This is a genomic window from Pseudoxanthomonas sp. LjRoot125 (assembly GCF_964252705.1).
Classification (GTDB): Bacteria; Pseudomonadota; Gammaproteobacteria; order Xanthomonadales; family Xanthomonadaceae; genus Pseudoxanthomonas_A.
In genome coordinates, this window is sequence record NZ_CAXUOY020000001.1 from 996,252 (window position 1) to 1,019,067 (window position 22,816).

Here is a 22,816-nt window from a genome sequence, read left to right on the forward strand (position 1 = left end):
AGGGGCGCCTTCTTCGTTGGGACTCTTCGATCAACTGTCCTGGCGGCGGTAGACACCCACGTTGGTGTAGCGGCGACCGTCACTCAAGTGGCCATGCATGCGGATCACCAATGTGTCGTCATCGACAAGCTCGCGCTCCGACCACTGCACTTCCTGGCCGTCGTGCCACGTCGTCGAATGGAGTTGTGTGGGCGACACGGATTCGAAGCTGAGCGCATCCGCGTGCGGTGTGCTGTGGTACGGATACTGCGCGCCGTCGGCGCGACCGTCGAACGCGACACGATAGCGTTTGCCATTGGCGCTCAGCCATTCCGATGCGATGGATAGCTTCCCGTCCTTCGCGCACGACAGCCGGTAGCGCGCGCTGCGCGGCGGACGCCCGAGTTGGTAGTCGCACTGCTCGGGAAGCAAGTGCCAAGTACCGACGAAGGCAGAGGCGGCGTGGGTCGTCATCAGCGCTCCTTGCGCGAGCAGCGATCGAGGGCATCCCCGGGACCACCATGCTAGCGAGGACCCCCGGGGCGTCGGCTGCCAACGTCGTCGCAATTTCACGCACGGACGGGGCGTGGAGCGAGATCCCTTGGCGGATGCCCGCTGCAAATGTGACGAGGAGTGCGACGTACTGCCCAGCATCACGCGCGCAGGGCCTTTAGGCGGCAAGCACTCAACGCGTGCGGGAGGTCAACGCATCGATCAGGCCATCGGTGGTGAGGATGGCGTGGGCGTAGGTCGGTGCATTGATCTCGTGTGCCGCGTGCATCGCGGCCGTGCTGGCCGCGGCGGTGGCGTCACGGACGAGGGTGACGTGGTAGCCGAGTTCCGAAGCGAACCGACCTGTTGTTTCAATGCAGGTGTTGGCGATCAATCCCACCAGGATGACGTGGGTGATGCGGTGCTGCTTCAAGAGATAGTCCAGATCGGTGTTGGCGAAGCCGCTGCTGCCCCAGTGCTCCTTGACCATCATGTCGCCGGGCTGGGGGACGAAGTCCGGATGCCATTCGGCGCCCCAACTGTCCTTCGCGAACGGCTGTACGCGTGCCGTGCCTAGCTGGTAGGGAGTGGGATGGTCCCAGCCCTTGAAGTCGTCTGGCTCGAAACGATGGTGTGGCACGAAGAATACGGGCAACCCCGCCTGACGTACGCAGGCCACGACGGCGCGCAGGTGTGCGTGCAGGTCGACGCTTCGCGCAACCTCCGCGACCAGCGGCCAGAGCTTGCCTCCTTCCGAGAGGAAATCGTTGTACGGGTCGATGAAGAGCAGCGCAGTGCCCCCGGCGGGGTATCCCTGCATGGACATGACGACGTCCTTTTGGCGGCGCGGATGAGCACCCGCGCCGGCAGCATCGCGCCGTCCGTGCGTCCCGCCTTGCACGGGCGTGCGGTCATCCGCCGCCGCCCGTCAGGGCGGCAGGTACGCGCCGGCATCGCCCAGGTGGCTGAACAGGAAAGCACGCGCCTTGCGCCAGTCGCGTCGGACGGTGCGTTCGGTCACCTTCAGAACGCCGGCGATCTCGTGCTCGCTGAGGCCGCCGAAGTAGCGCATTTCCACCACCTGGGCCAGCCGTGGGTCCAGCTTGGCCAGGTCGTTCAGGGCCTCGTCCAAAATCAGCAATTGCTCCAGACGCGAACCCTGCGCGGGCTCTGTGGTCTCGTCCAGCGGTAGCAAGTCCATGCCTTCGCCGCGTTTCTCGGCCAGCGCCCGACGTACTTCGTCCAGCAGGACGAAACGCATCGCCCTGGCGATCAGCGCCACCAGATGGGCCCGGTTCTCCACGCTGAAGTCCGCGCTGGCCAGCTTCAGCCAAGTCTCGCTGATCAATGAAGTGGGCGAGCGCATGTGGCCACGCCGCTGCTGGCGGATCTGGGACCGGGCGATCTGGTGCAGGTCGCGGTAGAGCAGCGAATAAATGCGGTTCCAGGCCCCCGCCTGGCCGCTCTCCACCGCGCCCAGCAACTGGGTGACGGATTGCTCGTCCGCTGCGGGGATTGGACCCACGAAGGGGGGGATTTGCGGCAACGCCGCCCCCTTCGAGGGGTCGTCTGGGTCTCGCTGTCCCGTCATGTCCGGACTGCGCCTGTGATCACGATCTCACTCCATATATGACGCGGCGAAAGCCGGTCATGCAAGCCGTAACCGCCACTTCGTAAATGAGGGCCTCCAGCGAGGAATGGGTGGGGGCAGGGGCGGGCAATTGCGGACATCGAGGGGTCAGCGCGGAATGTCGACAAGAGGGTGCCATGCGTAGTCTGAAGAAAGTCTGTGGTGTGAGTTTTCTGGATGTCCTGTCGATGGGGTTGCCGACGCGGGAGATGGTCGTGCGGGGTGATCGTTATGCGGTATGACGCGCCGATGCTCCTGTCGAGGGAAGAGCGTGATCCGCATGTGCCGGGTCAGGCGCCAGCCGCGATCATGGGCACTGCGCCGACGCTGCCGCAGGGCCTGGGCCCGCGCGCGATCAGCCAGTGGTCGATCATGCAACGGCTCAGCGCGCAGGAATGGCAGATGCTGATGAACGCGCTGCCAGGTCGCGTCGGTGCGCGTGCGCGCCACGGGGGCAATACCCGTCGTTTCATCGAAGCCGTGCTGTGGGTGGCACAGACCGGTGCGTACTGGTCCGATCTGCCCCGTGAGTTCGGATCGTGGCATGGCATCTACGTACGCTTCATCCGCTGGGCGCAGGACGGTAACTGGGGCGAGGTGATCGCGCGTCTGGACCCACAGGAGCAGCGTACGCAGGACCTGTAGGCATTGGTGCAGCGCTACCTGCAACGCAACAACACCAAACACCTCAGTCGGGTGATGCGGGCCTCCTAGCTTCCCGTGTATTTGCCCGACGAAAGATCGGGTTCATGAATACGGACGAAGGTGGGTGGCGCCTCTGCCCCTACTTTCGTCCGCAAGCTACCTGCCGGCGATATCCCCCGTCCGGCAGTTAGCGGACCGGCCCCGTCCCCATGGCGCCGGTCCATCGCCTGCCCTGCCCGACACAGGGCAGGCATCGCGCCTCGGCGCAAGAGGGGGAGGTGCAATGCCTCCCCCTCGTTTTCTTGGGCAGCCCTCACGTGATGATGCGCTCGGCTTAACATCGACCGGCCTAGGCTGGCACTCCCGATCCTCCAGGAGCTGCCGATGAGCACGCATGTCTTCACCGCACAGGATGCTTCCGGTCGACGCTGCCGGATCCAGCTCGTCCGCCACGACGAAGCCCCCCAGGCCTCGCTCGCAGCGACGGATACCCGCCCGATCTACGTGCTGGAAGATGGAAGCCATGTGCGCCGGATCGACAACGACACCTTCCAGGTGATCGGCACAGGGGCTTACGTCACCCGCGTGCCCGATTGAAGCTGCGGATGATGGAGTGCGTCAGTAGTTGACCGACGCCTCGAGGGGGGCGGAGTGCGTCCAGCCGGCGCGTGCGCCGAGGAAACCCAGCTCCACCAGCACCGCTGTGCCCACGACCTGCGCCCCTTGTTGTTCGACAAGTTGCACTGCCGCTTTCAACGTGCCGCCGGTCGCCAGGACGTCGTCCACAACGATGACGCGCGCGGCGGCGGGAAGCGCATCGACGTGCATTTCCAGCCTGTCGCGGCCGTATTCCAGTCCGTAGTCCAGCGACAGCGTGTGTGCGGGCAACTTGCCCGGTTTGCGCACCGGCACGAAGCCGACCCCCAGCTCGCGCGCAACCGCGGCGCCGAGGATGAAGCCGCGCGCTTCCACGCCGACGACCGCATCGATCGCAACGCCGCGCCAGGGCTCGGCCATCACGGCGATCGCCTCGGCGAAGGCGTCGCCGTCGGCGAGCACCGGCGTGATGTCCTTGAACAGGATGCCGGGCTTCGGAAAATCGGGGATGTCGCGGATCAGGTCGGTCCAGGCCATGGTGCGGCGATTCGGGGAGCAGGGGCGGTGATCCTAGCGCAGCGAGCCCGGCATGGGATGCACTCTCCCGTCACAGGCGGCTAATCAGCGACGACGGACGCGGCTATTCTCGCGCTCCACACTTTCTGGACGTTCCCCATGAGCACTGCCCTGACGATGCACCGCGCGTCCGTCCCCGTCCTGCTGCGCGCGCTGAAGAACCTGCGCCACGTGCTGGAAAAAGGCGAGGCCCACGCGCGCGAGAAGGGCTACGAGCCGACCCTCCTGCTGCAGTCGCGCCTGGCGCCCGACATGCTGCCGCTGGTGCGCCAGGTGCATATCGCTACGGACACTGCGAAGTTCGCGGTGGCGCGCCTGTCGGCCACGGAATCGCCGCGCTTCGACGATGTCGAAGCCACCTTCGGCGAACTGTATGCCCGCCTCGATGCCGTCTCCGACTACCTGCGCACCTTCGATGAAGCCGCGTTGCAGGGCAGCGAAGACCGCGCGATCACGCTGACCACGCGCACGCGCGGCGAACTCGTGTTCGATGGCCGCGGTTACTTGTTCGGCTTCGTGCTGCCCAACGTGTTCTTCCACGTCACCACGGCGTACGCGATCCTGCGCCACAACGGCGTCTCGCTCGGCAAGCTGGACTACCTGGGTCCCGACGCCTGAGATTCCCTCGCCGGGGCGGCGTGTCCGCTCCGGCCGCTGCCCGGCGTTGGACAGGAAGAGCCGCGCGATCCCTGCCGCGCGGCGGCTTCCCTGGGAAGCCGGATGCCTGGCGGCGAAGGAGTGCTGCGCGTGTCACGGCATGCGACACGGTCCTCCGATACTGTCGTTCGCGCCTCCACGCCATGCGACATATGCCGCATGGGCGGATGCCGGGACCACATCAGCGAGGGAAGCAGCGATGGCGACCGCATTACGGATCCTCTGTGTGCACGGCGTGGGCCAGCATCCGCCCGAGGGCGCTTGGCAACAGACCTGGGAAGACGCGATCCACGACGCCTGCCGGCAGATCGATGCCGAGCGTGCGATCGACATCCACTACTGCCACTACGACGACATCTTCGCCCAGCACACGGTGAGTCTGGGCGACACGCTGGAGGCCCTGGCGCGCCTGCTGGCCAATGGCATCACTGCACCGTTCCGGCGCGCACGCGGCGACGACTCGCGCTTGCGTCATACCGCCGGCATGGTGGTGAAGTGGGTCGAGAGCGCCACCTTCCGCAAGCAAACGCGCGACCGGCTGGTCCAGCGCATCGAAATGGTGAAGCCACACGTCGTGCTCGGCCACAGCCTCGGCTCGCTGGTCTGCTACGACACCTTCACCCACGAAGACACCCGCGCCACGGCCAATGGCCGCTACTTCGTCTCGCTGGGGTCGCAGATCGGCAATCCGTTCGTGCGTGGCGAGTACCAGGCCGGCCGCCTCAGCGCGATCGAGAAGGCGCGCTTCTGGTACCACCTCTACAACCGCTTCGACTCGGTGTTCACCGCGCGCGTGGCCATCACCGCCGACAACTTCCGCCAGGTGGACACGCACTTCGACATCCCCGGCAACGCCGACCACGCCGCCGAGGAATACCTGCGCCATCCGCAGGCGGTCAGCACGTTCTGGTTCGACGTGCTCAACGACGAGACCACGCGCATCACCCGTGCGCTGCGCGAGCAGCGGCCGGTGGCCGCGCGCGTGGCTACGCCGCCGAAGCGCGCGCTGCTGATCGGCATCAACGAGTATCCCGATCCCGACCAGCGCCTGGCCGGCTGCGTCAACGATGTGTTCCTGATGAGCGCGATGCTGCAGGAACAGGGGTTCGATGCCGGCGACATCCGCGTGGTTCTGGACGAGCGCGCCACCGCCGACGGCATCCGCGAGCGCGTGGACTGGCTGCTCGATGGCGTGCGGCCCGGTGACCAGCGCATCCTCTACTACAGCGGCCACGGCGCGCAGTTGCCCACGTATGGCCTGGGCGACCGGGTCGACCGCATGGACGAGACCCTGGTCCCCTACGACTTCGACTGGACCGAGGACACCGCGCTCACCGACGACTGGCTGTTCGAGCGCTACGTGCAGCTGCCCTACGATGTGGACTTCAGCATCATCCTGGATTGCTGCCACTCGGGTGGCATGTCCAAGGGCGGGCCGGCGCGCATGCGCGGCCTCAATCCGCCGGACGACATCCGCCATCGCACGATGAAGTGGAACGCGGCGCGCGAGATGTGGGTGCCGCGCGAGTTGGAAGTCGCCGAGCGCAAGCAGCTTGCCGTCGACCAGAGCACGATGCCGCTGGGCGACATGAGCGGACGGTTGGGCTACGCACTGCCTGTGCGCACGCTGCGGCTCGGGCAGGCGCGCCAGTTGCGCAAGCGGCTGGGCCACAAGGGTCCCTACATGCCGTTGCTGGTGTACGCGTGCCAGGAGGGCGAATTCGCCTACGAGTACGAACACGGCGCCATCCAGCATGGCGCGTTCACCTACGCGCTGGTGAAGAACTGGCGGAAGATGCTGCGCGGCGGCGCCGGCGATCGTCGCCGCCTGAAGGTCAGCGACCTGGTCAAGTACACCTCGCAGGAGCTGCGCGAACTGGAATACGACCAGACCGCCGCACTCGCCGGGCCGGAGATCCGCCTGTCGCGCTGGATGTAACCGGCGTCAGCCCGCCGCGGCGCATTCGCGCGCGCGCGCCAGCAGCAAGGCCTGCTCGCGCGCGTTGCGGGTCATCGCGGCGGCGCGTTCGAATTCCGCGCGAGCCTCGTCGTGTCGCGCCAGCTTGAACAGCAGGTCGCCACGCACGCTCGGCAGCAGGTGGTAATGCTTCATCGCCGGATCGTCCTGCAGCCGGTCCACCAGCGGCAACGCGCTCGCCGGACCGGTCGCCATCGACACCGCCACCGCGCGGTTGAGCTCGACCACCGGCGACGGGTTCACCTGGGCCAGTGCGGCGTACAGCGTGGCGATGCGCACCCAGTCGGTGGCGTCGGCCACGCGTGCGCGGGCATGGCAGGCGGCGATCGCGGCCTGCAACGCATACGGACCGAGCGCGCCACCCAGCTGTTCCGCGCGCGCCAGCGCGTCCAGGCCGCGCCGGATCAGCAACTGGTCCCAGCGGCTGCGGTCTTGGTCGAGCAGCAGCACGGCCTCGCCGTCCTTGCCCACGCGCGCATGCAGGCGCGAGGCCTGGATCTCCATCAGCGCGACCAGGCCATGTACCTCGGGTTCGGCGGGCGTCAGCGCGGCCAGCATTCGGCCCAACCGCAGCGCTTCTTCGCACAACGCGGGTCGTACCCAGTCGTCGCCGCTGGTGGCCGAATAGCCTTCGTTGAATACCAGATAGACCACGCCCAGCACGCTGGCCAGCCGCTCCTGCAATGCGTCGCCGCGCGGCACCTCGAAGGCCACGTCGGCCTCGGCCAACGTGCGCTTGGCGCGCACGATGCGCTGCGCCACGGTCGGCTCCGCCGCGAGGAATGCGCGCGCGATCTCGTCCGTGGTCAAGCCGCACAGCAGGCGCAGCGTCAACGCCACGCGCGCTTCCATCGACAGCACCGGATGGCACGAAACGAACACCAGCCGCAGCAGGTCGTCGTCGATGTCGTGGTCGAGCGCATCCTCGTCGCGGCTGCGACGCTCGTCCTGGATCTCTTCCAGCTCGCGCGCGAGTTCCTCGTGCTTGCGGTCCAGCAGCTGCAGACGGCGCAGGCGATCGATCGCGCGGCGTTTGGCGGTGGTCATCAGCCACGCTCCCGGATTGTCCGGCACACCGTCACGGGGCCAGGTCTCCAGCGCGGCGACCAGCGCGTCCTGCGCCAGTTCTTCGGCCAGGTCCAGGTCGCGCAGCATGCGGGCGAGCCCGGCGATCACGCGCGCCGATTCGATGCGCCAGACGGCGTCGATCGCGCGATGGGTGGGGGTGGTCGACATGGCGCGCATCAGACCACGGCGCCGCGGCTGGTGAAAGCCGCAGCGCAGCGAACAGGGGCGTCACCGTGTCCATCACGTGCGCCCCGCGCCATCACGCATCCTTTTCGCAGTTGATCATCCACGGCACGCCGAACTTGTCGACCAGCATGCCGAAGCGCACCGCCCAGAACGTCTGCGTCAGCGGCATGGTCACCTGGCCGCCGTCGGACAGCGCACCGAAGATGCGCTCGGCATCCTTGATGCTGTCGACCGACAACGACACCGAGCATCCCTTCACGCCCTCGTACGGATGCGCCGGATGGTTGTCCGAGCCCATCAGCACGGTCTGTCCGAACATCACGTTCGTATGCATGATCTTCTGCTTGTGCTCCGGCGGAAAATCCTCGCAGCCCTCGGTGCCGTCGAAGCGCATCATCGGCCCCAGCTCGCCGCCGGTGGCCTGCGCATAGAAGGTGAAGGCGGCCTCGCAGTCGCCGTTGAGGATCAGGTAGGGATTGACGTTCATGGTGGGCTCCTGGGGTGGTTGGGTGCAGGTCCTGCACGGCCTGCTCGTGTTCTCCGACGAACCGGCAAGGCCGGAATCGACAACGTCGGGGATGAAGATGCATTCGGTCCGGGCGCCCGTCAGCGGACGGCGTTGCCGGGATCGGCCGCAGCGGCGGCGATCGCCTCGCGCTGGCGCCGGGTCAGCTTGGCCAGGGCATGGCGATAGGACCACGCCACCAGGTCCTTCAGGTAGGCGCCGGGCACGGAGGGCACCTCCACCACGGTCACCCAGCGGTGCTTGCCCAGCCAGCGCGCCGGTTTGATGCCGGGCTGGTCGGTCAGCTCCAGGAAGCGCTCCGGCGCCACCTTGAAGCTGAAGCGCCACCGCTCCGGCTCGCTGGTCTTGAAGTAGGCGAAACGCTTCCCGCCCACCTCGTACACCAGGATGTTCGAGGGCTCCCCGTACAGCGTTTCCACGCTGCCCGGCAGGGCACGGCAATGGCGTTTGAGGGCGGCGACGTCCATGCAGGCGATGCTAGCGCCGCGAAGGCGCGCGTGGTGTGCAGGTGGGATGGGTTGAGGGCGGGGGTTGTCCTCGGTCGAACGCGATTGGCGTGGCAGCGTCTTCATTCATTGCGGCTACAGTGCCGCGTAGAGCGTCCATGCGATATCCGGGAGTTTCCGATGAACAGCCCCTCTGCCTTCACCCGCCTCGCCAAGAAAGCCTCCACCTTCACCGGCCGCCCCACGTGTTTCGCGCTAGCGCTGGGGACCATCGTGGTGTGGGCGGTCACCGGGCCGCTGTTCGGTTTCACCGATACCTGGCAGTTGGTCATCAACACCGGCACGACGATCATCACCTTCCTGATGGTCTTCCTGATCCAGAACACGCAGAACCGCGATACCGAGGCGATGCAGATCAAGCTGGATGAATTGATCCGCGTCTCGCGCAGCGCCAACAACGCGCTGCTGGATCTTGAAGAACTGGAAGAGAAGGAACTCGACGACCTGCGCGCGCATTACGAAGACATGGCGCGGCAGGCGCGCGAGGTGCAACAGGGGAAGGCGAAGCGGGGATAGCGGGAGCATGCTGGGATTGTGCTTCGCTTCATCCCAGCCTACGGCGGGCCGGGATGTTTGGTGCAAGAAGTGTTCGTAGGCTGGGATGGAGCAACGCGGAATCCCAGCGTCGCGATGTATGACGGTTCATGGCACGTCATCGTCCATGGAAGCTGGGATTGCGCTTCGCTTCATCCCAGCCTGCGGCGGGGCGGGATATTTGTTGCAAGGGATGTTCGTAGGCTGGGATGGAGCAACGCGGAATCCCAGCGTCGCGGATCTGTCTATGCCGAGTCATCGTCCATGGAAGCTGGGATTGCGCTTCGCTTCATCCCAGCCTACGGAGGCGTGCGATGGGCAGTGGTGCTACCCCAATCTTCCGTGTAAATGCCGCGCGCGACCCAGCGGCGGAACGAGGAATATGGCCAATCCCGTGCCGCCGCGACATGGCCGTGTTTGACCGGGTTGTAATGGATGTAATCCAGATGCCGCGCATAGTCTGCATCGTTGCGAATGCGATGTTCCCAATAGCGGCGTTGCCAGACCCCCCGCTCGCCTCTGCGCCGGCGGCTAGCGCTCGGTGCCACATCGTCTGTCACCTGCCCTGCGAAGCGTGCCTTGATCAGCCGCCATCGCAGCGGATAGTCATCGTCGTCGGATGGCAGTTGCCACAGGCAGTGCAGGTGATCCGGTAGCACGACGATGGCATCGACGCGCACAGGATGATCAGCCAGCGTGGTACGGAATGCCTCGCGCAACGCGTCGATGTGCTGGATCAGCGTGTGCCGCTTCCGGTCGGCCAGATTGACCGTGAAGAAGTAGCAGCCGCCGGGCGTCCTGTCCCGAAGATATGTCCTCATCGCATGAGGGTAGCTGGGATTGCGCTCCGCTTCATCCCAGCCTACGGCGGGCCGGGATGTTTGGTGCAAGAAGCGTTCGTAGGCTGGGATGGAGCAACGCGGAATCCCAGCGTCGCGATGTGTGGTGGTTCATGGCGCGTCATCTTCCATGGAAGCTGGGATTGCGCTCCGCTTCATCCCAGCCTACGGCGGGCCGGGATATTTGTTGCAAGGGATGTTTGTAGGCTGGGATGGAGCAACGCGGAATCCCAGCGTCGCGATGTATGACGGTTCATGGCGCGTCATCGTCCATGGAAGCTGGGATTGCGCTCCGCTTCATCCCAGCCTACGGCGGGCCGGGATGTTTGGTGCAAGAAGCGTTCGTAGGCTGGGATGGAGCAACGCGGAATCCCAGCGTCGCGATGTGTGGTGGTTCATGGCGCGTCATCGTCCATGGAAGCTGGGATTGCGCTCCGCTTCATCCCAGCCTACGGAGGCCCAGCGGCGCCATCCCTACACCCACCGCTTCTCCATCCGGTAGTTGTGGATGTCCACGCCGTCCATCACGAGGTCGTTGCGGCCGAGCAGCGTGAAGCCGCGGCGTTCGAGCAGGGGACGGGCGAGTTCGCTGGCTTCGACGAAGATCCGACGCAGGCCGCGGCGCCGGGCGTGCGCTTCGATGGCGGCATACAGCTGCGAGCCCACGTGCAGGCCTTCGGCTTCCGGCGCGGCGTAGAGCATGTCGAGGTGGCCGTCCGCCTCCAGGTCGGCGAACCCGAGCACCGTGCCCGCATCATCCTGCGCCACCACCACGTAGCGCCCGTCGCCGCAGCGCGCCGCGGTTTCAGCGACATCGGCGGTCGCTGCCCACACCGCGACCTGCTCGGGCGTGTACGCGCGCGGCCCGTAGTGGCGCACGGAGCATGCGTACAGCGCGGTCAGCACGGCGGCATCGGTGGGGCGGTAGGGGCGGAGGGTGGGCATGACCCGTTCTTCTCACACTAAGAGTGTCGCGAGGACCAAAAAGGTCCTCTCTTCTCTCACTAAGAATGTCGCGAGGCCGAAGAAGGTCCTCTCTTCTCTCACTAAGAGTGTCGCGAGGGCCGAAAAGGTCCGTTCTTCTCACACTAAGGGTATCGCGAGGCCGAAAAAGGTCCTCTCTTCTCTCACTAACGGTGTCGCGAGGACCGAAAAGGTGCGTTCTTCTATCACTAAGGGTGTCGCGTCAGGCAAAAAGCCTCTCGGACATGCCGGTCACTCCACCGGGCCGCGCAGCAGGTGGTCCAGTGCCTCGTCCAGCGTGGGGAAGCGGAACGTGAAGCCCTCCGCCAGCGCATGCGCGGGCAACACGCGTTGGCCGGTCAGCAGCAGCTGGGCCATGTCGCCGAAGCCCAGGCGCAGGGCGAAGGCGGGGGTCGGGAGGATCGCCGGCCGGTTCAGCGCCGCGCCCAGCGTGCGGGCGAACGCGCGGTTGGTCACCGGCGTGGGTGCGGTGCCGTTGTAGGCGCCGCCGGCCTGGTCGCGTTCCAGCAGCCACTGCAGCATCCCCACCAGATCGTCGCGGTGGATCCAGCTCATCCATTGCCGCCCATCGCCCATCGGTCCGCCGGCACCCAGCCGGAACGGCGGCAGCATCTTCGCCAGCGCGCCGCCGTCGGCGCCCAGCACGATGCCGGTGCGCACGCGGCAGGTGCGCACGTCCAGGCCTTCGGCCTGCATCGCCTCGGTTTCCCAGTCGCGGCAGAGCTGGGCGGCGAAGTCGTCGCCGGGCGCGGCGGATTCGTCCAGCGCTTCGTCGCCGCGCGGGCCGTAGTAGCCGATGGCCGAACCGGACACCAGCACGCGCGGGCGCACCGACTGCCGCGCCATCCAGGCCACCAGTGCCTGCGTGGTGCCCAGGCGGGATGCGCGGAACGTGGCCTTGCGCGCGGCGTTCCAGCGCCCGGCCATCAGCGGCTCGCCGGCCAGGTTGACCACGGCCTCCACGTCGCGCGCGTCCTCCAGCGCGGCCAGCACGCGCACCGCGGCGGGCAGCTGCGCGCGGGCGCGCGCGGGGTCGCGCGTCAGCACGCTGAGGGTGTGGCCGGCCTGCAGCAGCGCGGCGCAGAGCGCCTGGCCGATGAAGCCGGTACCGCCGGTGATCAGGACATGCATGCGCGGGCTCGCCAAGGACCGGGGAAGCTTACGCACCGGCGCGTGTTGCGGATGTGGAACGGACCGTGGGCGGCGATCGACGGCCGGCCGGCGGGGGGGCGCCTACACTATGCGCATGGCTTCCCTTCCCCTGGTCCTGCTGCCCGGCCTGCTGTGCGACGCGCGCCTGTGGCGCGATCCCGCGGCCGCGCTGGCCGACCTCGCCCCGGTCCACCCCGCCGACCTGACCCTCGACGACAGCGTCGCCGGCATGGCCGCGCGCGTGCTGGCGACGGCGCCGCCGGTGTTCGCGCTGGCCGGCCTGTCGATGGGCGGCTATGTGGCCTTCGAGATCCTGCGCCAGGCACCGCAGCGCGTGGCGCGGCTGGCCCTGCTGGATACCAGCGCGCGCACCGATCCGCCGAAGCGGCTCGCCGTGCGCAAGGCCGGCCTGGCGCTGGCCGAATCCGGGCGCTTCGCCGGCGTCACCCGCAAGCTGCTGCCCCAACTGGTGCACGAAAGCCGGGTGGAGAGCGCGGTGGGCGAGGAGGTGATGGCGATGGCGCAGCGGGTTGGCCGCGATGCCTTCCTGCGCCAGCAGCGCGCCATCATCGACCGTCCCGATTCGCTGCCGCTGCTGCCCACCATCGCCGTGCCCACGCTGGTCGGCGTGGGCGAGGACGACCGCATGACCCTGCCGGAAGAAGCCCGCCTGCTGCACCAGGGCATCGCCGGCGCGCGCCTGCATGTGTTCGCGCGCTGCGGCCACCTGCCGCCGATGGAAGTGCCGCAGGAAACCACCGCGGTGCTGCGCGACTGGCTGCAGGCGCCATGACGCGGCCGGCGCGCACGCGCATCCACGCCGTCGCCACGCGCGGCCGCGACAATGGCGCATCCTTTTCTTTTTCGTTGAACGCACGGGAGTACACATGGAACTGGCGATGATCGGGCTCGGGCGCATGGGCGCCAACATGGCCGAACGGCTGGTGCGCGGCGGGCATACGGTGCGCGGCTACGATCCGGGCGAGGCGGCGCGCCAGCAGGCCGAGGCGCGCGGGATCGTGCCGCACGCGAACCTGCAGAACGCCGTGTCCGCCTTGCCCGCGCCGCGCGTGGTGTGGCTGATGGTGCCGGCCGGGCAGGTGGTGGACGACACGATCGCGCAGCTGCGTCCGCTGCTGGCGGCCGGCGACACCGTGATCGACGGCGGCAATTCCAACTACAAGGACACCCAGCGCCGCGGCGCGCAGCTGGCCGAGGCCGGCATCCACTACATCGACTGCGGCACCAGCGGCGGCGTGTGGGGCCTGGCCGAGGGTTACAGCCTGATGATCGGCGGCGACGCCGACGCGGTCGCGCGCCTGCGGCCGGTGTTCGCCACGCTCGCCCCCACGCCGCAGACCGGCTGGGGCCGCGTGGGCCCGGGCGGTGCGGGCCACTTCGCCAAGATGATCCACAACGGCATCGAGTACGGAATGATGCAGGCCTACGCCGAGGGCTTCGCCATCCTCAAGCACAAGGAGGCGATGGACTTCGACCTCGGTGCGCTGGCCGAGATCTGGCGCCACGGCAGCGTGGTGCGGTCGTGGTTGCTCGACCTCACCGCCGATGCGCTGAAGAAGAATCCGCAGATGGCCGGCATCGCGCCGTACGTGGCTGATTCGGGCGAAGGCCGCTGGACCGTGGCCGAGGCGATCGACCTCAACGTGTCCGCGCCGGTCATCACGATGTCGCTGCTGGAACGCCTGCGCTCGCGCGACGACGATTCCTACGCCGACAAGTTGCTGGCCGCGATGCGCAACGAATTCGGCGGGCATGCGGTGAAGCAGGGCTAGTCGCGCGGGTCAGGACCGGTTAACGCAGCGGGCGCGCGGCTCACCCGGTCTTATCGCGCGCATCGCTAGGCTGGCGACATCGACTGGAGGACCTCGATGAAGATCCTGATGGTGCTGACCTCGCACGACCGCCTCGGCGACACCGGCCACAAGACCGGCTTCTGGCTGGAGGAGTTCGCTGCGCCGTACTACGTCTTCAAGGACGCCGGCGCGCAGCTGTGGCTGGCCTCGCCCAAGGGCGGCCAGCCGCCGCTGGACCCGAAGAGCGATGCGCCCGATGCGCAGACCGCGGCCACCGTGCGCTTCAACGAGGATGCCGAGGCGCTGTCGGCGCTGGCCACCACGCATCGCTTGAAGGACGTGCTGGACGAAAGCTTCGATGCGGTGTTCTTCCCCGGCGGCCATGGGCCGCTGTGGGACTTGGCCGAGGATGCGGATGCCATCCGCCTGATCGAACAGACGTTTTCCGCCGGCAAGCCGGTCGCGGCGGTGTGCCACGGGCCGGCGGTGTTCCGTCACACGCGTGGCGCGCTCGGCGAGCCGCTGGTGAAGGACAAGCGCGTCACCGGCTTCTCCAACGAGGAAGAAGCCGCGGTCGGCCTGACCGATGTCGTGCCGTTCTCGCTGGAGGACGCGCTGAAGACGAACGGCGCCCGTTACGAGCGCGGCCCGTTGTGGCAGTCCTACGTGGTCACCGATGGCATGCTGGTGACCGGCCAGAACCCCGCCTCGTCCGAAGCCGCGGCCGAGGATGTGCTGCGCCTGCTGCGCTGAGGCGTTCACGGCCGCTTACCGCCGCGCGCGTAGCGTGGCATTCGCAAGGAGGTGACCGATGAACCAGGCGCCCGCGCATCTGTACACCCGCCAGGGCGACATCGCCCGCATGGAGGCGCTGGTCCTGCAGCTGCCCGACGAGGCGGTGGTGGAACTGCACCTCGCCGATGGCGGATCGATCACCGGCGTGGTCACCACGCGCCCCAGCGTGCAGGTGTTCCGCGACGGCGACGGCCACGAAGGTTTCAACGCGGTGGTCCGCATCGACGACCGCAAGCGCCCGGACGTCACCCACTACCTGTGGCTGGACCGGATCGCGTCGGTGACGGCGCTGGGATCGGCCTGATGCCGCAGCTGCCCACCAGCGACATCGACTGCCCGTACTGCGGCGAGACGATCACGCTGGTGGTCGACGATTCGGCCGGCGACCAGCAGTACGTCGAGGACTGCCACGTCTGCTGCAAGCCCATCGAAGTACGCGTGAGCGTCTACGAGGATGGCGGCATCGACGTGGTCGCCTGGGGACAGGACGAGGCCTGAGCCGCCCTCCCGGCCGTAACGCGCGTATCGCCGCGGGCAGGCGTATGCTCGGCCCCGGTCCGACAACCAACCCTGGGGAGGGGAGATGAACACGACCACCACCGTTGCACCCAAGCGCTCGCTCGGCTTCTGGATCACCGGCCTGTTCGCGCTGGTCTGGAACCTGATCGGCGTAGCGTTCTGGTACATGCAGACGAACATGACCGCAGAGCGTCTTGCACTGATGTCAGAGTCCGATCGTCAGATTTACGAAGCCACGCCCGGCTGGCTCAATATCGCGTTTGCGGTGGCTGTGTTCGGTGGCGTGCTGGGCGCGCTGGGTTTGCTGCTGAAGAAGCGTTGGGCCGGAACGATGTTCCTGCTGTCGCTGATCGCCCTGTTGGTGCAGATGATCGGCGCCTACGTGGTGACGCCGGCGTGGGCCGTGTACGGACCTGCGGGCTTGGTGATGCCGGCTGTTTTCGTGCTGATCGCCATGTTCCTGCTGTGGTACGCCAACAAGGCGCAGGCGCGCGGCTGGCTGTCCTGAGCGTCGCTCGATAAAGAAAAAAGCCGCCGGGAAACCGGCGGCTTTTTTAATGCCGAGAGGAACTTCGTAGGGTGGGCCTTGGCCCACCATCACCCTCAATGCCATCCATCGCGGGCGATCCGGCACGGCGGCGGTGGGCCAAGGCCCACCCTGCGTCCATCGTTATGCCTCGACGTCTTCCAGGTCCACGCCGATGAAACCGCCGGACTGGCGGCGCCACAGCGCGGCATAAAGACCGTCCTGCTGGAGCAGTTCCTCGTGGCTGCCGCTTTCGATCACGCGGCCGCCATCCATCACGATCAGGCGGTCGAGCACGGCGATGGTGGACAGGCGGTGCGCGATGGCGATGACGGTCTTGCCTTCCATCAGCGCGTAGAGCTGTTCCTGGATGGCGGCCTCGACTTCCGAATCCAGCGCGGAGGTCGCTTCGTCCAGCACCAGGATCGGGGCATCCTTCAGCAGCACGCGCGCGATCGCCACGCGCTGGCGCTGGCCGCCGGAGAGCTTCACGCCGCGCTCGCCCACCTGGGTGTCATAGCCGCTGCGGCCCTTGGCATCGGTGAGCCCGCGGATGAATTCGTCGGCATGCGCGCGCTCGGAGGCCTGCAGCAGTTCCTCTTCGGTGGCGTCGGGACGGCCGTAGCGGATGTTGTCGCGGATCGAGCGGTGCAGCAGCGAGGTGTCCTGGGTGACCATGCCGATGTTCCGGCGCAGCGATTCCTGGGTGACATGCGCCACGTCCTGGCCGTCGATCAGGATGCGGCCGCCTTCCACGTCGTAGAAGCGCAGCAGCAGGTTCACCAGCGTCGACTTGCCGGCACCGGAGCGGCCGACGATGCCGACCTTCTCGCCCGGCTGGATCACCAGCGACAGGTCGTCGATCACCTTGGCCTCGCGGCCGTAGTGGAACTTCACGTGGTCGAAGCGGATCTCGCCGTGCGCGACGTCCAGGTCCTTCGCGTCCTTGGTGTCGGCGATGGCCAGCGGCTGCGCCAGCGTGCCCATGCCGTCCTCGACCGTGCCGATGTTCTCGAACAGCCCGGCGACTTCCCACAGGATCCAGTCCGACATCGAGCGGATGCGCATCACCAGGGCGATGGCCACGGCGATCGCGCCCATCGAGATCGACGACTGCAGCCAGGCCCAGATCGCCACACCAGCCACGCTGGCCAGCAGGAACGCATTGAGCGTGTGCAGGCTGACGGTCAGCTGGGTGACCAGCCGCATCTGCGCGTGCACGGTGACCATGAACTCATCCATGGCGCCGCGGGCGTAGTCCTGTTCGCGCATGGTGTGGGCGAACAGCTTGATGGTCTGGATGTTGGTGTAGCTGTCGACGATACGGCCGGTCATCTGCGCGCGCGCATCCGACTGCGCCATCGACACCTTCTGCAGGCGCGGCACGAAGTGGAACACCAGCAGCAGGTAGCTGACCAGCCAGACCACCAGCGGCAGCACCAGCCACACATCGGCCTGCGCCACCAGCACCACGGTGCCGACGAAGTAGACGACGACGTAGACGAACACGTCCATCAGCTTCATCACCGTCTCGCGGATCGACAGCGCGGTCTGCATGACCTTCTGCGAAATGCGCCCGGCGAACTCGTCCTGGAAGAAGCCCACGCTCTGCCGCAGCAGGTAGCGGTGCGACAGCCAGCGGGCGATCATCGGGTAGTTGCCGAAGATGGTCTGGTGGATGATCAGCGACTGCACCAGCACCAGCAGCGGGTAGGCCACCAGCACCAGCACGGCCATCCACAGCAGCTTCTGGCCATGCACCTGCAGGAAACTGTCGCGACCGGTGCTGCCCATCCAGTCGACCAGCTGGCCCATGTAGTCGAAGAAGGTGATCTCCAGCGCGGAAATCACGCCGGTCAGCACCGACATCACCAGCAGCCACGGCAGCAACGGCCGCGAGTAGTGCAGCAGGAACGGCAGCAGCTTCCGCGGCGGCGTGCTCGGCTCGCCCTTCGGATACGGATTGATGCGGGTTTCGAAGAATCGGAACATCGGGTCGGTCCATCGTGGGCGCGCATCGGCGCGCCGGGGAAAACGTACCGGCTCAGCCGGCGGGATAGGGCCAGGCCGCGCGCGCCTGGCGGAGCGCGTGGCCGTACCAGGCGAGCTGGTCCAGCATGCGGCGGGCGGCGCGTTCGCTGGCATCGCCTTCGCGCGGCCTGCCACCAGCGTCGAAGCGGTCCCACGCCTGGCTGAAATACACGCCATCGCGCACCGGCACCGCATGCAGGCCGGAGAACACTTGCCGCAGCTGTTCCGCCGCGCGGACGCCGCCGCTGTGGCCCCCATAGGCGACGAACGCGACCGGTTTGGCCTGCCAGTGGGCCTGGACCGAATCGATCACGAATTTCAACGCGGATGGATAACCATGATTGTACTCCGGCACCACCACCACGAAGGCGTCGGCGCGCCAGACGCGTTGTTGCAGATTCACCAGGTCGGTGCTCGGTGCGCCGCCGTGGCGGTGCGGAAGATCGAGCAGGGCAGGATCGATGGCGTCGACGGTGTAGTCGCGCCGCAGGGCCAGCTGCGCTCGCAACCAGTCGGCGACGGTGTCGCAGAAACGGCCTTCGCGCGTGCTGCCATACAGCAGGGCCAGGTGGAGAGGGTCGGACATGGACGCTGCGCTTGCCAGGACGGGGAAACGCAGGGTAGAACCTCAACCATTCTTGAGGTCAATGCACCATGCCCGGAAAACAGCATTCCCTACAGCATCCTCCCATCGAAACGGAGCTCACGGTCGGCCAGGTCGCCGCGCGCGCGGGCGTCGCCATCTCCACGCTGCACTTCTACGAGTCCAAGGGCCTGATCCACAGTTGGCGCAACGCCGGCAACCAGCGCCGCTATCCGCGCGAAGTGCTGCGCCGCGTGGCCGTCATCAAGGTGGCACAGCGCACCGGCATTCCGCTGGCGGAGATCCAGGCCGCGCTGTCGTCGCTGCCGGAAAACCGCACGCCGACCGCCGCCGACTGGAAGAAACTCTCCGCGCGCTGGCACGCCGCGCTCGATGCGCGCATCGCCAGCCTCACCCGCCTGCGCGACCAGCTCGACGGCTGCATCGGCTGCGGCTGCCTGTCGTTGAAGGCCTGCCCGCTGCGCAATCCGTGGGACGAACTGGGCGAGGACGGACCCGGGGCGCGGTTGCTGGAAGCGGAGGGCTGACGCAATGGATCTGGCCCTTTTCGACTTCGACGGCACGCTGACCACGCGCGAGACGTTTCCGGATTTCATGCGCTACGCCGTGGCGCGGCCCCGGCTGCTGGTCGGCGGCGTGCTGCTGGCGCCGGTGGTGTTCGGCTACCGGCGCGGTTGGGTGGCCGGCAATCCGACCCGCGCCAGCATCGTGCAGGTGGGTTTGCGCGGGGTGGATGCCTCGCGCCTGCGTGCGCAGGGCGACGCCTTCGCGCGCGAGGTGCTGCCGGGCGTGCTGCGTCCGGAGGCGATGGCGCGACTGGCGTGGCACCGCGAGCGCGGCGATCGCATCGTCGTGGTGTCGGGCGGGCTGGATGTCTACCTCGCGCCGTGGTGCGCGACGCAGGGCATCGAACTGCTGTGTTCGGTGCTGGCCGAACGCAATGGGCGCATCACCGGCTATGCCGGGGCGCAATGCGTCGGCGAGGAGAAGGTGCGCCGCGTGCGCGCGCTGTGCGACCCGCAGGCCTACGCCGCCATCCACGCCTACGGCGATACGCACGAAGACAACGCCATGCTGGCGATGGCGCATCACCGGACCTATCGCGGGCGGGCGGTGGCCTGAATCGGACCGGGATCAGGCCACGGGAAGACTGCGCTGTTCTTCGCTGCTTCGCACGCCCAACTCGATCAGCCGCATGACGTCCAGCGCCTGCTGCGGCGTGACCGGCGGCGCGCTGCCCTGCAGCACGGCAGCGCGGAACGCGGCGTAGTAGCGGCGATAGTCGCCGGCCTCGGCATGGGCGACTTCCGCGACGAGCCGTCCCTCGCGCTCGCGCACGAGTTCGCCCGCGCGCGTGTCTACGCCCCAGCCCGGCGCGCCGGGCACCACGCCCGCGCGCAGCTGGTCTTCCTGCACATCCAGTCCGTGCTTGAGGTAGCTGCCGTGCGTACCGTGCACGGCGAAGCGCAACCCATTCCCCGCCACCAGCGTGCCCGCATGCAGGTGCACGCGATGGGTGGGATAGCGCAGGGTCGCGTGGGCGTAGTCCGGCGCCTGCGCGCCATCGCGCAGCCGCGCGATGTCGGCGTTGATCGCCTCCGGCAGCCCGAACAGCTGCACCGCCTGGTCGATCAGGTGCGGCCCCAGGTCGTACCAGAGGCCGCCGCCAGGCGCGTCGTGTTCGCGCCAACGGTCCTGCACGACGGGCCGGAAACGGTCGAAGTGCGAATGGAATTCCGCCACGCGGCCGAGCGTGCCGTCGCCGACCAGGCGCTGCACGGTCAGGAAGTCCGCATCCCAGCGCCGGTTCTGGAACACGCTGACGAGGCGATCCGCACGATGCGCGGCATCGATGACATCGCGCGCTTCCGCCAGCGTCACCGTGAACGGCTTGTCCACCACCACGTGCTTGCCGTGTCCCAGCGCGGCGATCGCCAGCGGTGCATGCGAGGCATTGGGCGATGCGATCACCACCACGTCGACGGCAGGATCGGCGAAGGCCGCATCGGCGTCACCGACCACCTGCACCTCCGGCCAGTCCGCATGCACCTTGCCGGCATCGCGCGAAACGACGGTATGCAGGGCGAAGCCAGGCGTCGCCTGGATCAGCGGCGCATGGAACACCTTGCCGACGAAGCCATAGCCGACCAGGGCGACGCGAAGGGGAGCGCTCATGCGAAGGCGTGCGAAGAGAAGGTGAGGACATCTTAGGCGCTTCGCGCGCGTTGATCACGCGTGCACGTGCATGAACACCGCGCAACACGTAACCGATTGCCACGATCTCTTTCACGTGCGCTGTACGGCGGCGCACGGAAACTGGCGCCGCGACACGAGAAGGAGGAATTCGCATGAAGACTACCCACCATCGTTCGTTGTTGACCGCCGCGCTCGCGGCCGCGCTGCTGTTCTCCGCCGGCCACGTGCTCGCGGACAATCCGCCGCCGAACGAGCCCGAGGAGAACACGCAGAACGATTCCTCGCAGCCCGTGGGCGATGCCTGGATCACCACCAAGGTGAAGGCCGATCTGTTGGCCACCGAGAACGTTTCGGGCCTCGACATCAAGGTCGAGACCATCGATGGCGTGGTGGCCCTGACCGGCGCCGTCGCCAACCAGACGCAGAAGGACAAGGCGGTCGCGGTCGCCAAGCAGATCAAGGGCGTGACCCGCGTCGATGCCAGCGGTCTGACGCTCGCCTCGAAGTAATCCCCCGACAGGGTGTGGCACGGAGCGGGCGTATCCCAACGTAGGATGCGCCCGCTCCTTCATGAAGGGCGCGGCGCGCCGCGCGCAGCAAGGCTGTCCATCCGTTTCAAGGAGCGAACCCATGAACCGTCTTTCCCTGATGCGCGGCGTGCTGGCCGTGTCGCTCGTCCTCGGCAGCACCGGTGCCCACGCCGCTGAACCGGTAACCTCGGTCCCGCAGCTCGACATCTCCCGCTACGCGGGCCAGTGGTATGAGATCGCGCACCTGCCGATGTCGTTCCAGAAGCAGTGCGTGGGCGACATCACCGCGCGCTACTCACTCGATGCCCCCGGCAAGATCGGCGTGCTCAACGCCTGCAAGACGAAGGATGGCAGTACCGACCAGGCGCAGGGCACCGCGCGGCCGGTGCAGGGACATCCCGGCCGCCTCGAGGTGCGCTTCGCGCCGGAATGGCTGTCGTGGTTGCCGTGGGTATGGGCCGACTACTGGGTGATCGCGCTCGACCCCGGGTATCAGTGGGCCGTCGTGGGCGAGCCGGATCGCGACTACCTGTGGATCCTGTCGCGCGAACCGTCGATGGATCGCACCCAGTTCGAACAGCTCAAGGCGAAAGCCGAGGCCATGGGGTACGACCTGTCGCCGCTGATCGTGGCGGCGCCGCTGCGGTAGCGGTACTGCCCTTGTAGGAGCGACGTAAGTCGCGACCGAAAAACGCAACCATCCGGATCCGGAAGCATGCAGTCGGCCGGAGTATCGGACGTCGTGGCGTGCGGTCGCGACTTACGTCGCTCCTACCAGAGTGGCGCGGCGCTCAGAACTGCTGCGTGTAGCGGAACTGCAGGAAGTTCTCGCCCGGGTTCGGATTCTTGATCCGGCCGTTGGAGAAATGCTGGAAGCGCAGCGACCACTCGTGTTGCTGGTCGGCGCCGAAGCGCTTGCCAACGGCGATGTGGTCGCCGAAGTTGAAGGTGGTGCTGAATTCTTTCTTCCGCGTGTCGTACTTGGGGAAGATGACGTTCACGCCGATGCCGCCCTCGACGAACCAACCGTTGTCCCAGCCGTTCGGGCGCCAGCGCAGCGCCGGGGTCACGCCCAGTTGCGTGCTGTTCTGACTGTCGCTGTGCCAGCGCGCGACTTCGCCCTGCCACTGGCCGCTGATGTGACCGTAGCGGTACTGCTTCTCCCACTGCCAGTCGCGGCTCATGCCGACGGTCAGCGATTGCGCATCCTCGGCGACACCGCCCTGCACGTACCACGCGCTGCGCGGCTCGGCGGCGAACGCCTGCGTCGTCGCGGCGGCCAGCAGCAACCCGAACACCGGGCGGAGCACGGAGCGACGGAGAAAGGGCGAGGGGATCGAAGCAGGGGTTGCGGCGTTACGGTGTGCAGCGGACACGGATGACACTCGGAAGGGTGGGAAGGACCGCGCCCGGGGGCGCGGCATTCGGTGGATTGTCGGGAAGGCGGCGTGA

The 22,816-nt window shown here is 67.4% G+C and carries 29 protein-coding genes; 15 read left to right on the top strand and 14 right to left on the bottom strand.

Annotation, left to right across the window (positions count from 1 at the left end):
- Positions 1-30 precede the first annotated feature (30 nt).
- The 3 genes from ACSION_RS04430 to ACSION_RS04440 all read right to left on the bottom strand — a co-directional run bounded on the left by ACSION_RS04430 (position 31) and on the right by ACSION_RS04440 (position 1,996).
- Positions 31-453 (bottom strand): hypothetical protein, encoded by a 423-nt coding sequence (locus ACSION_RS04430; protein WP_435305019.1) that lies wholly within the window; start codon positions 451-453, stop codon positions 31-33.
- Between the two features lie 211 nt (positions 454-664).
- Complete coding sequence (locus ACSION_RS04435; RefSeq protein WP_435305020.1) at positions 665-1,297, bottom strand: isochorismatase family cysteine hydrolase; 633 nt, start codon at positions 1,295-1,297, stop codon at positions 665-667.
- Between the two features lie 102 nt (positions 1,298-1,399).
- Positions 1,400-1,996, bottom strand: coding sequence for an ECF-type sigma factor (locus tag ACSION_RS04440; RefSeq protein ID WP_435305021.1), 597 nt, complete (start codon positions 1,994-1,996; stop codon positions 1,400-1,402).
- A 354-nt stretch (positions 1,997-2,350) separates the two neighbouring features.
- Here ACSION_RS04440 and ACSION_RS04445 point away from each other — a divergent pair, with 354 nt between their 5' ends.
- Entirely contained in the window at positions 2,351-2,746 is a 396-nt protein-coding gene (locus tag ACSION_RS04445) for a transposase (RefSeq protein WP_435305022.1), read from the top strand.
- A gap of 384 nt (positions 2,747-3,130) precedes the next feature.
- Positions 3,131-3,343, top strand: coding sequence for a hypothetical protein (locus tag ACSION_RS04450; protein WP_435305023.1), 213 nt, complete (start codon positions 3,131-3,133; stop codon positions 3,341-3,343).
- 21 nt (positions 3,344-3,364) lie between these two features.
- Here the strand turns inward: ACSION_RS04450 and ACSION_RS04455 are convergent, their stop codons facing one another.
- Entirely contained in the window at positions 3,365-3,880 is a 516-nt protein-coding gene (locus ACSION_RS04455) for an adenine phosphoribosyltransferase (RefSeq protein WP_435305024.1), read from the bottom strand.
- 138 nt (positions 3,881-4,018) lie between these two features.
- Between ACSION_RS04455 and ACSION_RS04460 the strand changes: the two genes are divergently transcribed.
- Together ACSION_RS04460 and ACSION_RS04465 are read left to right on the top strand one after the other, a co-directional pair.
- Positions 4,019-4,537, top strand: coding sequence for a DUF1993 domain-containing protein (locus ACSION_RS04460; protein ID WP_435305025.1), 519 nt, complete (start codon positions 4,019-4,021; stop codon positions 4,535-4,537).
- A gap of 238 nt (positions 4,538-4,775) precedes the next feature.
- Complete coding sequence (locus ACSION_RS04465) at positions 4,776-6,515, top strand: caspase family protein (RefSeq protein WP_435305026.1); 1,740 nt, start codon at positions 4,776-4,778, stop codon at positions 6,513-6,515.
- Positions 6,516-6,521: 6 nt separating this feature from the next.
- Here ACSION_RS04465 and ACSION_RS04470 read toward each other — a convergent pair whose 3' ends face one another.
- The 3 genes from ACSION_RS04470 to ACSION_RS04480 form a co-directional block, all read right to left on the bottom strand.
- Complete coding sequence (locus ACSION_RS04470; RefSeq protein ID WP_435305027.1) at positions 6,522-7,790, bottom strand: RNA polymerase sigma factor; 1,269 nt, start codon at positions 7,788-7,790, stop codon at positions 6,522-6,524.
- A 91-nt stretch (positions 7,791-7,881) separates the two neighbouring features.
- Positions 7,882-8,295 (bottom strand): VOC family protein, encoded by a 414-nt coding sequence (locus ACSION_RS04475; protein WP_435305028.1) that lies wholly within the window; start codon positions 8,293-8,295, stop codon positions 7,882-7,884.
- A 119-nt stretch (positions 8,296-8,414) separates the two neighbouring features.
- Positions 8,415-8,801, bottom strand: coding sequence for an MmcQ/YjbR family DNA-binding protein (locus ACSION_RS04480; protein WP_435305029.1), 387 nt, complete (start codon positions 8,799-8,801; stop codon positions 8,415-8,417).
- Positions 8,802-8,960: 159 nt separating this feature from the next.
- Here ACSION_RS04480 and ACSION_RS04485 point away from each other — a divergent pair, with 159 nt between their 5' ends.
- Positions 8,961-9,356 (top strand): low affinity iron permease family protein, encoded by a 396-nt coding sequence (locus ACSION_RS04485; RefSeq protein ID WP_435305030.1) that lies wholly within the window; start codon positions 8,961-8,963, stop codon positions 9,354-9,356.
- 317 nt (positions 9,357-9,673) lie between these two features.
- Here ACSION_RS04485 and ACSION_RS04490 read toward each other — a convergent pair whose 3' ends face one another.
- The 3 genes from ACSION_RS04490 to ACSION_RS04500 form a co-directional block, all read right to left on the bottom strand.
- Complete coding sequence (locus tag ACSION_RS04490; protein WP_435305031.1) at positions 9,674-10,264, bottom strand: REP-associated tyrosine transposase; 591 nt, start codon at positions 10,262-10,264, stop codon at positions 9,674-9,676.
- Between the two features lie 423 nt (positions 10,265-10,687).
- A complete protein-coding gene (locus tag ACSION_RS04495) occupies positions 10,688-11,158 on the bottom strand; it encodes a GNAT family N-acetyltransferase (protein ID WP_435305032.1) in 471 nt (156 codons plus the stop codon).
- Between the two features lie 270 nt (positions 11,159-11,428).
- Positions 11,429-12,328, bottom strand: a complete 900-nt coding sequence (locus ACSION_RS04500) for a TIGR01777 family oxidoreductase (protein ID WP_435305033.1) — start codon at positions 12,326-12,328, stop codon at positions 11,429-11,431.
- A 115-nt stretch (positions 12,329-12,443) separates the two neighbouring features.
- Between ACSION_RS04500 and ACSION_RS04505 the strand changes: the two genes are divergently transcribed.
- The 6 genes from ACSION_RS04505 to ACSION_RS04530 all read left to right on the top strand — a co-directional run bounded on the left by ACSION_RS04505 (position 12,444) and on the right by ACSION_RS04530 (position 15,985).
- The gene (locus ACSION_RS04505) at positions 12,444-13,142 is read left to right on the top strand and encodes an alpha/beta fold hydrolase (RefSeq protein ID WP_435305034.1); all 699 of its coding nucleotides are present in this window, start codon (positions 12,444-12,446) and stop codon (positions 13,140-13,142) included.
- 94 nt (positions 13,143-13,236) lie between these two features.
- Positions 13,237-14,142, top strand: coding sequence for a phosphogluconate dehydrogenase (NAD(+)-dependent, decarboxylating) (gene gnd, locus ACSION_RS04510; protein ID WP_435305035.1), 906 nt, complete (start codon positions 13,237-13,239; stop codon positions 14,140-14,142).
- A 96-nt stretch (positions 14,143-14,238) separates the two neighbouring features.
- A complete protein-coding gene (locus tag ACSION_RS04515; RefSeq protein ID WP_435305036.1) occupies positions 14,239-14,916 on the top strand; it encodes a type 1 glutamine amidotransferase domain-containing protein in 678 nt (225 codons plus the stop codon).
- 58 nt (positions 14,917-14,974) lie between these two features.
- Positions 14,975-15,262, top strand: coding sequence for a DUF3247 family protein (locus tag ACSION_RS04520; protein WP_435305037.1), 288 nt, complete (start codon positions 14,975-14,977; stop codon positions 15,260-15,262).
- The gene (locus ACSION_RS04525; RefSeq protein WP_056881760.1) at positions 15,262-15,456 is read left to right on the top strand and encodes a CPXCG motif-containing cysteine-rich protein; all 195 of its coding nucleotides are present in this window, start codon (positions 15,262-15,264) and stop codon (positions 15,454-15,456) included. The genes ACSION_RS04520 and ACSION_RS04525 overlap by 1 nt, the downstream gene beginning before the upstream one ends.
- An 85-nt stretch (positions 15,457-15,541) precedes the next feature.
- On the top strand, positions 15,542-15,985 hold the full coding sequence (locus ACSION_RS04530; RefSeq protein ID WP_435305038.1) for a hypothetical protein: 444 nt from the start codon (positions 15,542-15,544) through the stop codon (positions 15,983-15,985).
- Positions 15,986-16,147: 162 nt separating this feature from the next.
- Here ACSION_RS04530 and ACSION_RS04535 read toward each other — a convergent pair whose 3' ends face one another.
- On the bottom strand, positions 16,148-17,995 hold the full coding sequence (locus ACSION_RS04535; RefSeq protein ID WP_435305039.1) for an ABC transporter ATP-binding protein: 1,848 nt from the start codon (positions 17,993-17,995) through the stop codon (positions 16,148-16,150).
- 52 nt (positions 17,996-18,047) lie between these two features.
- Positions 18,048-18,620: an NADPH-dependent FMN reductase gene (locus ACSION_RS04540; protein ID WP_435305040.1), complete on the bottom strand. Its 573-nt coding sequence runs from the start codon at positions 18,618-18,620 to the stop codon at positions 18,048-18,050.
- 68 nt (positions 18,621-18,688) lie between these two features.
- Here ACSION_RS04540 and soxR point away from each other — a divergent pair, with 68 nt between their 5' ends.
- Together soxR and ACSION_RS04550 are read left to right on the top strand one after the other, a co-directional pair.
- Positions 18,689-19,165, top strand: coding sequence for a redox-sensitive transcriptional activator SoxR (gene soxR, locus ACSION_RS04545; RefSeq protein ID WP_435305041.1), 477 nt, complete (start codon positions 18,689-18,691; stop codon positions 19,163-19,165).
- A gap of 4 nt (positions 19,166-19,169) precedes the next feature.
- Positions 19,170-19,760 carry an HAD family hydrolase gene (locus ACSION_RS04550; protein ID WP_435305042.1) on the top strand — a complete coding sequence of 197 codons (591 nt, stop codon included), beginning with the start codon at positions 19,170-19,172 and terminating at the stop codon, positions 19,758-19,760.
- 12 nt (positions 19,761-19,772) lie between these two features.
- On the opposite strand, the gene ACSION_RS04555 is transcribed toward ACSION_RS04550, so the two are convergent.
- Positions 19,773-20,813: an oxidoreductase gene (locus ACSION_RS04555; RefSeq protein ID WP_435305043.1), complete on the bottom strand. Its 1,041-nt coding sequence runs from the start codon at positions 20,811-20,813 to the stop codon at positions 19,773-19,775.
- 173 nt (positions 20,814-20,986) lie between these two features.
- Here ACSION_RS04555 and ACSION_RS04560 point away from each other — a divergent pair, with 173 nt between their 5' ends.
- Both ACSION_RS04560 and ACSION_RS04565 read left to right on the top strand, forming a co-directional pair.
- Positions 20,987-21,343, top strand: coding sequence for a BON domain-containing protein (locus ACSION_RS04560; RefSeq protein WP_435305044.1), 357 nt, complete (start codon positions 20,987-20,989; stop codon positions 21,341-21,343).
- Between the two features lie 139 nt (positions 21,344-21,482).
- Complete coding sequence (locus ACSION_RS04565; protein WP_435306653.1) at positions 21,483-22,013, top strand: lipocalin family protein; 531 nt, start codon at positions 21,483-21,485, stop codon at positions 22,011-22,013.
- A 142-nt stretch (positions 22,014-22,155) separates the two neighbouring features.
- Here ACSION_RS04565 and ACSION_RS04570 read toward each other — a convergent pair whose 3' ends face one another.
- Positions 22,156-22,740, bottom strand: a complete 585-nt coding sequence (locus ACSION_RS04570; RefSeq protein WP_435305045.1) for an acyloxyacyl hydrolase — start codon at positions 22,738-22,740, stop codon at positions 22,156-22,158.
- Between the last annotated feature and the right edge of the window lie 76 nt (positions 22,741-22,816).

Excerpts from the sequence above, each read along its gene's own strand:
- ACSION_RS04460 (WP_435305025.1), top strand. The coding sequence starts at position 4,019 with ATGAGCACTGCCCTGACGATGCACCGCGCGTCCGTCCCCGTCCTGCTG.
- ACSION_RS04495 (WP_435305032.1), bottom strand. The coding sequence starts at position 11,158 with ATGCCCACCCTCCGCCCCTACCGCCCCACCGATGCCGCCGTGCTGACC.
- ACSION_RS04500 (WP_435305033.1), bottom strand. The coding sequence starts at position 12,328 with ATGCATGTCCTGATCACCGGCGGTACCGGCTTCATCGGCCAGGCGCTC.
- ACSION_RS04435 (WP_435305020.1), bottom strand. The coding sequence starts at position 1,297 with ATGTCCATGCAGGGATACCCCGCCGGGGGCACTGCGCTGCTCTTCATC.
- ACSION_RS04485 (WP_435305030.1), top strand. The coding sequence starts at position 8,961 with ATGAACAGCCCCTCTGCCTTCACCCGCCTCGCCAAGAAAGCCTCCACC.
- soxR (WP_435305041.1), top strand. The coding sequence starts at position 18,689 with ATGCCCGGAAAACAGCATTCCCTACAGCATCCTCCCATCGAAACGGAG.
- ACSION_RS04525 (WP_056881760.1), top strand. The coding sequence starts at position 15,262 with ATGCCGCAGCTGCCCACCAGCGACATCGACTGCCCGTACTGCGGCGAG.
- ACSION_RS04475 (WP_435305028.1), bottom strand. The coding sequence starts at position 8,295 with ATGAACGTCAATCCCTACCTGATCCTCAACGGCGACTGCGAGGCCGCC.
- ACSION_RS04560 (WP_435305044.1), top strand. The coding sequence starts at position 20,987 with ATGAAGACTACCCACCATCGTTCGTTGTTGACCGCCGCGCTCGCGGCC.
- ACSION_RS04450 (WP_435305023.1), top strand. The coding sequence starts at position 3,131 with ATGAGCACGCATGTCTTCACCGCACAGGATGCTTCCGGTCGACGCTGC.
- ACSION_RS04540 (WP_435305040.1), bottom strand. The coding sequence starts at position 18,620 with ATGTCCGACCCTCTCCACCTGGCCCTGCTGTATGGCAGCACGCGCGAA.
- ACSION_RS04470 (WP_435305027.1), bottom strand. The coding sequence starts at position 7,790 with ATGTCGACCACCCCCACCCATCGCGCGATCGACGCCGTCTGGCGCATC.
- gnd (WP_435305035.1), top strand. The coding sequence starts at position 13,237 with ATGGAACTGGCGATGATCGGGCTCGGGCGCATGGGCGCCAACATGGCC.
- ACSION_RS04555 (WP_435305043.1), bottom strand. The coding sequence starts at position 20,813 with ATGAGCGCTCCCCTTCGCGTCGCCCTGGTCGGCTATGGCTTCGTCGGC.
- ACSION_RS04465 (WP_435305026.1), top strand. The coding sequence starts at position 4,776 with ATGGCGACCGCATTACGGATCCTCTGTGTGCACGGCGTGGGCCAGCAT.
- ACSION_RS04480 (WP_435305029.1), bottom strand. The coding sequence starts at position 8,801 with ATGGACGTCGCCGCCCTCAAACGCCATTGCCGTGCCCTGCCGGGCAGC.
- ACSION_RS04515 (WP_435305036.1), top strand. The coding sequence starts at position 14,239 with ATGAAGATCCTGATGGTGCTGACCTCGCACGACCGCCTCGGCGACACC.
- ACSION_RS04565 (WP_435306653.1), top strand. The coding sequence starts at position 21,483 with ATGCGCGGCGTGCTGGCCGTGTCGCTCGTCCTCGGCAGCACCGGTGCC.
- ACSION_RS04505 (WP_435305034.1), top strand. The coding sequence starts at position 12,444 with ATGGCTTCCCTTCCCCTGGTCCTGCTGCCCGGCCTGCTGTGCGACGCG.
- ACSION_RS04445 (WP_435305022.1), top strand. The coding sequence starts at position 2,351 with ATGCTCCTGTCGAGGGAAGAGCGTGATCCGCATGTGCCGGGTCAGGCG.
- ACSION_RS04455 (WP_435305024.1), bottom strand. The coding sequence starts at position 3,880 with ATGGCCTGGACCGACCTGATCCGCGACATCCCCGATTTTCCGAAGCCC.
- ACSION_RS04430 (WP_435305019.1), bottom strand. The coding sequence starts at position 453 with ATGACGACCCACGCCGCCTCTGCCTTCGTCGGTACTTGGCACTTGCTT.
- ACSION_RS04530 (WP_435305038.1), top strand. The coding sequence starts at position 15,542 with ATGAACACGACCACCACCGTTGCACCCAAGCGCTCGCTCGGCTTCTGG.
- ACSION_RS04550 (WP_435305042.1), top strand. The coding sequence starts at position 19,170 with ATGGATCTGGCCCTTTTCGACTTCGACGGCACGCTGACCACGCGCGAG.
- ACSION_RS04535 (WP_435305039.1), bottom strand. The coding sequence starts at position 17,995 with ATGTTCCGATTCTTCGAAACCCGCATCAATCCGTATCCGAAGGGCGAG.
- ACSION_RS04520 (WP_435305037.1), top strand. The coding sequence starts at position 14,975 with ATGAACCAGGCGCCCGCGCATCTGTACACCCGCCAGGGCGACATCGCC.